The organism is Soehngenia saccharolytica DSM 12858, from assembly GCF_059568515.1.
Genome location: NZ_JCANTN010000045.1, coordinates 1 through 9,515, shown reverse-complemented (window position 1 = coordinate 9,515; position 9,515 = coordinate 1). Strand labels below are relative to the sequence as shown.

The 9,515-nt window shown below is 32.6% G+C and carries 8 protein-coding genes and 1 pseudogene; 4 read left to right on the top strand and 5 right to left on the bottom strand.

What is annotated here, in order from left to right; translation table 11 throughout:
* Positions 1-501, top strand: a 501-nt coding sequence (locus BO51_RS09560; RefSeq protein WP_496486153.1) for an NAD-dependent epimerase/dehydratase family protein, incomplete at its 5' end; no start/stop codon positions are given.
* 265 nt (positions 502-766) lie between these two features.
* Here BO51_RS09560 and BO51_RS09555 read toward each other — a convergent pair.
* The 4 genes from BO51_RS09555 to BO51_RS09540 all read right to left on the bottom strand — a co-directional run bounded on the left by BO51_RS09555 (position 767) and on the right by BO51_RS09540 (position 4,787).
* A complete protein-coding gene (locus tag BO51_RS09555) occupies positions 767-1,141 on the bottom strand; it encodes a PH domain-containing protein (RefSeq protein WP_496486151.1) in 375 nt (124 codons plus the stop codon).
* Positions 1,142-1,336: 195 nt separating this feature from the next.
* A complete protein-coding gene (gene guaA, locus BO51_RS09550; RefSeq protein ID WP_496486150.1) occupies positions 1,337-2,872 on the bottom strand; it encodes a glutamine-hydrolyzing GMP synthase in 1,536 nt (511 codons plus the stop codon).
* Positions 2,872-4,047 (bottom strand): class I SAM-dependent methyltransferase, encoded by a 1,176-nt coding sequence (locus BO51_RS09545; protein WP_496486148.1) that lies wholly within the window; start codon positions 4,045-4,047, stop codon positions 2,872-2,874. Before BO51_RS09545 ends, guaA begins: the two co-directional genes overlap by 1 nt.
* 8 nt (positions 4,048-4,055) lie before the next feature.
* Positions 4,056-4,787 carry an NAD-dependent protein deacylase gene (locus BO51_RS09540; RefSeq protein WP_496486146.1) on the bottom strand — a complete coding sequence of 244 codons (732 nt, stop codon included), beginning with the start codon at positions 4,785-4,787 and terminating at the stop codon, positions 4,056-4,058.
* Between the two features lie 720 nt (positions 4,788-5,507).
* Between BO51_RS09540 and BO51_RS09535 the strand changes: the two are divergent.
* Positions 5,508-5,699, top strand: a pseudogene (locus BO51_RS09535) (IS1 family transposase); the annotation flags it as partial.
* A gap of 1 nt (position 5,700) precedes the next feature.
* Here BO51_RS09535 and BO51_RS09530 read toward each other — a convergent pair.
* Positions 5,701-7,383 (bottom strand): type I restriction endonuclease subunit R, EcoR124 family, encoded by a 1,683-nt coding sequence (locus BO51_RS09530; protein WP_496486144.1) that lies wholly within the window; start codon positions 7,381-7,383, stop codon positions 5,701-5,703.
* An 80-nt stretch (positions 7,384-7,463) separates the two neighbouring features.
* On the opposite strand from BO51_RS09530, the gene istA reads away from it, so the two are divergent.
* Both istA and istB read left to right on the top strand, forming a co-directional pair.
* The gene (istA, locus tag BO51_RS09525; RefSeq protein ID WP_074366709.1) at positions 7,464-8,681 is read left to right on the top strand and encodes an IS21 family transposase; all 1,218 of its coding nucleotides are present in this window, start codon (positions 7,464-7,466) and stop codon (positions 8,679-8,681) included.
* Between the two features lie 5 nt (positions 8,682-8,686).
* Complete coding sequence (istB, locus tag BO51_RS09520; RefSeq protein ID WP_496484766.1) at positions 8,687-9,454, top strand: IS21-like element helper ATPase IstB; 768 nt, start codon at positions 8,687-8,689, stop codon at positions 9,452-9,454.
* Positions 9,455-9,515 lie beyond the last annotated feature (61 nt).

Sequence of the window (9,515 nt, the reverse complement as noted above, 5' to 3'; positions counted from 1 at the left end):
AAAGGATTAAATGCTGTAATTGTATTGCCTTCTGGAATTATTGGACCATATGATGATGGTGGAAATCACCTAATTCAGATGATTTCTGAGTACATGCATGGTAAACTTCCTGCATGTGTAATTGGTGGATATGATTTTGTCGATGTGCGAGATGTAGCTTTAGGGTGTATCCTTGCAGCAGAATATGGTAAAAGTGGGCAGAGTTATATACTAAGTGGCACTAATCTCAAATTAAAAGATTTGCTGAAGATAGCCGGGAAATATTGCGATCGTAAACCTATCCCCGCTATACCTATTTGGAGTGCAAAGTTAGTTGTTCCTTTTGTCAGTGTTTATTCACATATCCGAGATAAAAGACCCCTATATACATCATATTCCCTTACCACCTTGTCAGGAAATAGCCTCTTTTCAAATGATAAAGCAAAACAAGAATTTCACTATACAGTTAGAGATATAGAGGAAACGGTAAGAGATATGGTGGAATGGATATATAATATTTAGACTTGTACTTTAAACATATGCCATGGCAATCAAACTAAAAAAATCGCTCAAAACTTAGCTAAAAAGTTAGTTTCGAGCGATTCAGCATCTACTCCCACTCGTTGTAGGGTCTTATGGCTTAAACAACTTTGTTTAGGTAATATTACACCTACGCTTCTGATTATTTTGATTATCCATATTATCATAGCTATACGATGGATGCTTATCAAAATCTTATCAGCGGTGATAAATTATAATTCGTATTACTGATTAATGGTGGGTATAATTAACCAAGAATATATGTTGCAAGAACTTTATCCAATGCACGAATATCTACGCCTTTTTGAAGATTGATCTTTATTTTGCCAGCTTTTGTCCACATTTCAACTTCGGCATTCCAGTCAAGGATTTTACCAGCATTTTCTGTAGAATACATAACGATGGATGAATAGGGAAGTGTGTACATTTCCACTTTTTTGCCGGTTAAGCCCTCGGCGTCTCGAACAATCAGGCTTTTATTTGTAAAAACGGCAACATCTCGGATAGTTTTATATGCACAAACGGGAGTTTCGCCAGAAACGAGCAGGGATGAAACATCATTGGGGACGGGGCATTCCGTTATAAAAGTCCATACTGCAAAGGGCTGTAAATCATTTGTCATAATTTTTCCTCCTCATCGTTTTTGTTTATGAACGCAGAAATGTAGTTTGGACATATTTTATCATAAAACGATGTTTCTTTCAAGGTATCGACTTATGATAAGAAGAAAAATTACAATGATAATTAAGATAATGGTGAAAATGGCAGGTAGTCAAAAGACTACCTGCCAGTGTGAGCAATATAAGCTAATATTCAATTATTCCCACTCGATAGTTGCTGGTGGTTTATTAGTGATATCATATACTATTCTATTTACATGATCTACTTCATTTACAATTCTAGAGGAAATATGCCCCAATAGTTCCCATGGAATTTGTGCAAATTCAGCAGTCATAAAGTCTATAGTCTGAACTGCTCTTAAGGCGATTGTATAATCATAAGTTCTTCCATCTCCCATTACTCCAACGCTTTTTATATTTGTAAGTACTGCAAAGTATTGGTTGATATTAGACTCTATACCTGACTTTACTATTTCATCTCTGAAAATTGCATCCGCTTCTCTTAATATTTCCAATTTTTCTTCTGTTACTTCTCCAATAACTCTTATTGCAAGTCCTGGCCCTGGAAATGGTTGTCTAAATACCAAGTGATGAGGTAGCCCTAATTCAAGCCCAACTTTTCTTACTTCATCTTTAAAAAGATCCCTTAGTGGCTCTATTATTTCTTTAAAGTCAACATTTTCAGGCAATCCACCTACATTGTGGTGGCTTTTTATAACTGCTGAGTCGCCAACACCACTTTCTATGACATCTGGATAAATTGTACCTTGTACTAAAAAATCCACTTCTCCTATTTTCTTAGCTTCTTCTTCAAACACTCTAATAAATTCTTCACCAATGATCTTTCTTTTTGTTTCTGGATCTATGATTCCCTTTAATTTCTGTAAAAATCTATCCTTAGCATCTACTTTGATAAAATTTAATTCATAGTTTTTAGCAATTGCTTCTTCGACTTCTTTAGCTTCATCCTTTCTTAGTAATCCATGATCTACAAATATGCATGTCAACTGATTTCCAACAGCTTTACTTACTAAAACACTTGCCACAGATGAATCTACTCCACCTGAAAGTGCACATAATACTTTCTTATTCCCTATTTTTTCTCTTAATTCTTTTATTTTGCTTTCAGTAAAAGCACTCATTTCCCATGTTCCATTTACTTTTGCTACATTGTAAAGGAAATTAGATATTATTTTTTCTCCCTCTTCAGTATGCAACACTTCAGGGTGATATTGCACAGCATATATTTTCTTTTCTGCGTTTTCAAAAGAAGCAGTTTTGCAGCTATCAGTTTTAGCAGTAACAACAAATCCTTCCGGTAAGCTTTCTACATAGTCAGTGTGGCTCATCCAACATACAGATTTCTTTTTAATATTTTCATATAGTTTTGATTCTGCAATGATCTCTAATTCCACTTTTCCATACTCTCTAGCTAAAGCTTTCTTTACTTCTCCTCCTAAGGAATATGCTATTAATTGAGCCCCATAGCAAATACCTAAGATAGGAATGTCTAGATTGAAAATCTCTTGGCTTATTTTAGGAGATTTCTCTTCATATACGCTATTAGGTCCACCAGTAAATATAATAGCTTTAGGATTTAGTTCTTTTATTCGCTCTATACTTATAGTATGAGGGACTATTTCACAATATACCTTTAAATCTCTAACTCTCCTCGCTATCAATTGATTGTATTGTCCCCCAAAATCAATTATTAAAACCAGCTCTTTTTCCATTAACTTTCCTCCATATTTAAAGTTTTTTTAATATATTCATCAATGAATATTTTATCCAAATTCCATATTTTTTTAAATTCATTAATTTCCTCAGTCTTGTTTTTATCTACTACTTTTTTGCGATTTATCGCTCTAATCATTATATTTTTAGGTGTGTGCTCCATGTCGATAAACTCTATCATGTTTACTTGATAGCCATATTTTTCAAGATACAGTCCTCTTAGACTATCTGTTAGAAGAGAATTCAGCCTCTCTTTTATAATTCCATGTTTAAGCATTGGCGTTAAATCAGGATTATCTATTTTATCAAAAAGCTCATGCTGACAACACGGAACAGACAATATCACTTTTGTGTTCCATTTTATAGCATTTACCAAAGCAATGTCAGTAGCTATATCACAAGCGTGCAATGTAACGACAAGATCCAAATCCCCTTCGAATTTATAGTCTTTTATGTCGCTGCAAATAAATTTAAGTCCATCATACTTTAAATTGTCTTTGACTTGATTGCAGTAGTTTATAACATCCTCTTTCAAGTCTAGACCGACTATATCCGCTTCTACATTTTTAATTTGAGTTAGATAATAATAAAGCGCAAAAGTTAAGTAGCTTTTTCCACATCCAAAGTCGACGATTTTTAATTTCTCTTTGCCATCGAAGTTTTCAAAAATATCATTTACTATTTCAAGAAATTTATTTATTTGCTTAAATTTATCATACTTCTTCTTATATACTTTTCCATTCGAATCCATTACCCCTAAGAGCATTAAAAAATCTATTTTCTCTCCGTCTTTTAATATATAGTTTTTTTCTCTGTTGTGTTCTCTGTTCACTTCATATGACTTGTCATTTATTTTTTTTACTTTAAACTTATCCTCGCTTGACTTTATTAATTGGATTTCTCCATTTACAGTCTTAAAAAGTCCTTGTCTAAAATCAAATCTCAATAAGTCGATAAACTTGTTTATAGAATCTTCAACACTGAGGTTTTCATGTACTACTTTATTGTCAATAAAATACTCAAATTGATATTTTCTTACCCCTTTTATTGTCACAGGTTTTATGTTTACTTTGTTGTAATTAGCATTGCTTCTTTTTTCTTTATCGCTCAATATAGCTTTGCTGAGTTTATCTTCTTCTATTAATTCTTTTAACATCTCTACTACTTTTTCCATTGCATCACCTAAATTAATTTTGATAATACTTCTCCTATTTTTTCTCTAAAAATAAAATCTGCTCTGTTGTCATATGGGGTTTCGTCTTTATTGATCAGCACCAATGGGTACCCCCTAAAGTAGCTAATTAACCCTGCAGCAGGATATACATTTAAAGAAGTTCCTCCAACTATTAACATTTTTGCATTTTGAATGAAGTTTACGCTTTTTTCTAATACGAAAGTATCCAGCGTTTCTTCGTATAATACTACATCTGGCCTAACTATTCCCCCACATTTTTCACATCTTGGTATACCTTGAGATTCTAATATATAATCTAGGGAATAATTTTCATTGCAATCGATGCAATAGTTTCGGTGTATTGAACCATGAAGTTCCAAGACATTTTGAGTGCCTGCCATTTGATGCAAACCATCTATATTTTGAGTTATCACTGCTTTTAGTTTCCCCATCTTCTCTAACTTTGCAAGTGCAATATGGGCTTTGTTTGGTTTCGCATCTTTATATATCATGTTGTGCTTATAAAATTCGTAAAATTCTTCAGTGTGATTTACAAAAAATGTATGGCTTAACATGTATTCTGGAGGATATTTATAGTTTTTCTTGTTGTATAAGCCACTTGAAGACCTGAAGTCCGGTATATTGCTTTCTGTTGACACTCCAGCGCCTCCAAGAAATACAATATTAGAGCATTTCTCTATATGTTTTCTTAAGTTCTCTATTGAGTTGTCTCCTTTCATTATACCATCTCCTTCTGGTTTATTATATTTTAACACATTTTATTTAATAAAGTTTATGAATTGACAGCGAGATATAGAGTAAAATAATTTTTGGTCAAATAAAAAAATAAAGAGAATGATCCTAAAATCTATAAAATGTAATCAATACACTATAAAAAAAGGATATTCTCTATTGGCTCTAATAGCAGTGTTTCTACAATGACTATTTTGTTTTTTCTTTTGATGACTTAGTTTGTTGTTTTTATGTAATAAAATTCATCTTTCATCCTTAATTATTTAATCTACACAGAATATTTTACAGTCTTTAAAAATTATTATTTGTTTTTTATTTTTTTTTACGGTATACTCAGCCATTCCGACGCTTATGATAAATGCAATTATCAAACAAACCAAAGCCAAAATATTAGTGAATAAACTTAATGTGTTTCTAAAAACCAAATCAATTAAAAAGAAAAACAACAAAGTATACTAATGAGAAAAGAAGCATAAGCATATGATTGTTGCCTCCCTCGTATAATAAAGTCATAGTTTAAAAACTATATTTTCTTTTCTATCTCATAAGTCTTATGAGATAATATTTGTACAGATAGAGGTCATAGATCACCTCCTCTGATAACTTATACGTTTTGTAAACTTAAATGAAAATTGAGGACTCCAAACTCTCTATGGTACAATTTTCTTGCATAAAAACAAATACCTCCCAGAAAGAATGAAGTCCTCATGCAAGAAATTGTATCAATAAAATGTCCAAAGCACAACAATAATCATTCATTTTATCGTTATGGCAGAGATAAATATGCTCATGAAAAATATCTCTGCCGTAACTGCGATCATCAATTCGCACCCGATAGTCCAGTTTCTAAACAGATGCAAAATTACCCTCGTTGCCCTGTTTGTGGTAAGGCAACTTTTTCTATATTCCAGAGTACTTGTCAAATAGAATCATCAGCTTTTCGATTATCCCTTGCTTTTTCTCAGCTCTGCCTCCACCAAAGCGAGATACTGGCGGCATGATTTTATCAATAGCTGTTCCGGTTGTTTTAAGCGCTCCATCTCTGAAAGCATTGTCAATTAAGCGGCGGGTTTCTTGAGGTTTCAATTTTTCTTCTTCTATGATTGTTGATATTTCTTCTTCTTTACGCTCATCGATGAATTTTCGCCAATCCTCTTCCACTTTTGTCGATACATTGACTTGTTCAATAAACTGCTCGATAAGCTCTTTTTTGCTTCTAAGTTCAAAACTTGAATTGATAGCCTTGTCAATAGTCGTGAGAATGGTTTTATCCTTGCAGTTGGATTCTTGATATTTGGCGACAAGCATGAGGATGTAGTCAATATTTACCTCTATCTGCTTGACTAGTTCAATCTCAAAGACTATGTCATCATTTATAATTTCTTTATCCCCATCATCTCTTTTTCTGTATTTGTGATACAGGTCAATATAATTGCTTTGATAGTCCTGAAAATCCCTTTCGGATAAAATCTCGTTTCCTTCAAAATCGTCGAAGGATGTAAGTATATTCTTAAGCCTTAGAATCGCTCCATATAACTTGATAAATTCTTTTTCTGCTTCTTCTCCTACAATAGGCTGTCCTAGCGGGTACTGTGATGTAAGAGTTGAAATCAGCTCTGCGTAGCCCGGTTTATACTCCCCTTTGTCATCATAGCCGTTATAGTATTCTTCATATGTCTTTAACAGTACAATGCCGCCTGCATCTTTGTTTCCAAAGAGGGCAATTGCCTTGTCAGTTTCTTCCTTTAAATCTCTGAAACAAACTATGTTCCCATATGTCTTGACGCTGTTTAAGATGCGGTTTGTTCTTGAAAAAGCTTGAATTAGTCCATGCTGCCTTAAGTTTTTATCTACCCAAAGAGTGTTAAGTGTGGTCGCATCAAATCCTGTTAGGAACATATTAACAACAATCAATATATCAATCTCTCTATTTTTTACGCGAAGAGAGAGGTCTTTATAGTAATTTTGAAACTTATCTGAAGACGTATCATAATTCGTGTTAAATATTTTATTGTAGTCCTTGATAGCTGATTCTAAAAAATCTCTATAGCTTTGGTCAAGATTTTCTATATTAAAGTCTTCATCAGGCAAAAGTCCTTCTGGCTCTTCTGCATTGGCGCTAAAACTGAAAATGGTTGCGACTATAAGGTTACGGTTCTTTTCCGCTATCTGCTTCTTAAATTCATTATAGTATTTGATTGCCATTGGAATGGAATCTGCGGCAAATATTGAATTAAACCCTGCTACACGCCTTGATTCACGCTTTTCTAACATTCTTTTGGGATTTGTCTTGTCAGGTTCTTCCCATTTTGCAGAGAGTTCATAAAAGCTATTGCGCTTCGTCTTCTGATCAAAGTGCTCAATGACATAAGAGACAATCTCGCTAACCCGCTGAGGGTCGGCTAAAGCTTTTTCCTTGTCTATGCTATAGACTTTTTTATCATCAAGATAATCAGGCATCTTAATCGTGTTGATAAAATCTATTCTAAAAGGCAATACATTTCTGTCGTTAATGGCATCTACTATGGTGTAAGTATGAAGTCTTTCTCCAAATGCTGTAAATGTTAAAATGAATATGAACAAAAATTAGAATCTCAAAATGTACAAATTTGTACATTTTTTCTTGTATAATATTTCTAAAAAACTATGACAGGAGTAATATTATGCGGAAAGATGTACTTAACCAAATTAAACTGATAGGGGAGGATTTTGATGTCTTGAATAAGAGTGAATTAGCTAGAAGATTTAACTGTGATAGAAGGACAATTGATAGGTATTTAAACGACCCTAGTTCAGGTACTAGAAAACCTAGAAATCTTAAGAGTAAAATTGACGATTTCAAGGAAACTATCATAGATAAAGTAGATAACTATGGTTCTACCTCAATGTCTGTATATAAGTTCATTCAAAAGAAAGGTTACACTGGCGGTTATCATACAGTTAACAACTTTGTAAAAGATCATAAGAAGTCTGAGATAAAAAAGGCCACATTGAGATTTGATACAAGCCCAGGGTTACAAGCTCAAGTAGATTGGAAAGAAAGCATTAATATGTTCAGTAAACATGGTGAAATATTTGAAGTTAACATATTTCTAATGGTACTAGGATACTCTAGACTTAAATATTTAAAATTAACTGCAGATAGAACTCAGGAGACGTTATTTGAGTGTTTAACCCATGGTTTTAAATACTTAGGTGGTGTCCCTAAAGAAATATTATTCGATAATATGTCCTCTGTTGTTGACAGGAGTAGGACAACCTTTAAAAATGTAGCTATTAATCAAAAATTTAAGTACTTTTCAATAGATGCTGGATTTGAAATAATAACCTGTAGACCATATAGACCAGAGACTAAAGGTAAGGTAGAGACCTTGGCAAAGTTAGTAGATAGATTAACCCCTTACAACGAAGAATTTGATACATTTGAAGAGTTAGAAGCAATAGTAAATACATTTAATATGGAGATAAATAATGAGATATCACAAGCAACTAATGAAGTTCCTTTATTACGATTTCAAAAAGAGAAAGAGTATTTAAACCCTTTACCTAAAATGGATGTGCTTCTATCATATTTCCACCACGAAAAAGAGTACAAGGTATCCAAAGAATCTATGATCAGGTATAAAGGGAAAAAATACTCTGTACCTACCAAATATATTGGTAAATATACAACAATTTCAGAAATTGATTCTGAAATATATATCTATTATACAAAAGATTTAATTGCTTGTCATAGGATATCTGATAAAATTCTTCATTACAAAAAAGAACATGTAAAAGAAATACTTCGTTCAGATGCTCTGAAGCATTATTCAGATGAAAGGATTGAGGAATTCATTGAAAACAACTTAAAGAGTATGGATATTTTTCTTGAGGAGTGATTAATATGACAAGCTATACAAAACTACTTAATAATCTAGAGACTTTAAAGTTAGAGAAATTTAGAAGTTACTTGCCTAACTATATAGAGGAAATAACTAAAAATCAAATTCCATTTACGGAAGCATTATTACACTTGACTGAAAAAGAATTAGATTTTAGAAATGATAGAGCTTCAAAGATTCAAATAGCAGTATCTGCTTTCCCATTTGAAAAGACACTAGAAGATTTTGATTTTGATTTCCAACCATCATTAAATAAAGCTCAATTGTTAGATTTGGAGAGCTTAAGGTTTCTAGAAAACAAAGAAAATATACTTTTTTATGGGTCCTCTGGGGTAGGAAAGAGCCATTTAGCTGTTGCACTAGGAATTGCAGCAGCTAAAAAAAGATATATAACATATTTCATATCCTGCCATGATCTAATTATGCAACTAAACAAAGCTCATGCAGAGAATAGATTAGAAGCCAAGTTAAAGCACTTTTCTAAGTATAAGCTGCTAATTATAGATGAAATAGGATACTTACCAATAGATAAGCAAGGTGCAAATCTACTATTTCAGCTAATAAATAAGAGATATGAAAAGAATTCAACGATTATTACGACTAATCAACCATTTAGCAAGTGGGGAGAAGTATTTTCAGATATAACCCTTGCTAATGCAATTCTAGATAGGCTAATACACCATTCAACAATAATAAAAATAACTGGTCCTTCTTATCGTTTAAAGGATAAGATGGATCAGCTTGAATCAAAGAAAAGTAGTAACAATTAAATTCTAATTAATGTACATTTTGAGATTCTAAAAATTATACATTTTGGGATTGACATTTACA

What these genes read in the sequence shown, in the direction of transcription:
- BO51_RS09545 (WP_496486148.1), bottom strand. Translation starts at nt 4,047, where the DNA reads ATGGAAAAAGTAGTAGAGATGTTAAAAGAATTAATAGAAGAAGATAAA.
- BO51_RS09555 (WP_496486151.1), bottom strand. Translation starts at nt 1,141, where the DNA reads ATGACAAATGATTTACAGCCCTTTGCAGTATGGACTTTTATAACGGAA.
- istA (WP_074366709.1), top strand. Translation starts at nt 7,464, where the DNA reads ATGCGGAAAGATGTACTTAACCAAATTAAACTGATAGGGGAGGATTTT.
- istB (WP_496484766.1), top strand. Translation starts at nt 8,687, where the DNA reads ATGACAAGCTATACAAAACTACTTAATAATCTAGAGACTTTAAAGTTA.
- BO51_RS09540 (WP_496486146.1), bottom strand. Translation starts at nt 4,787, where the DNA reads ATGAAAGGAGACAACTCAATAGAGAACTTAAGAAAACATATAGAGAAA.
- guaA (WP_496486150.1), bottom strand. Translation starts at nt 2,872, where the DNA reads ATGGAAAAAGAGCTGGTTTTAATAATTGATTTTGGGGGACAATACAAT.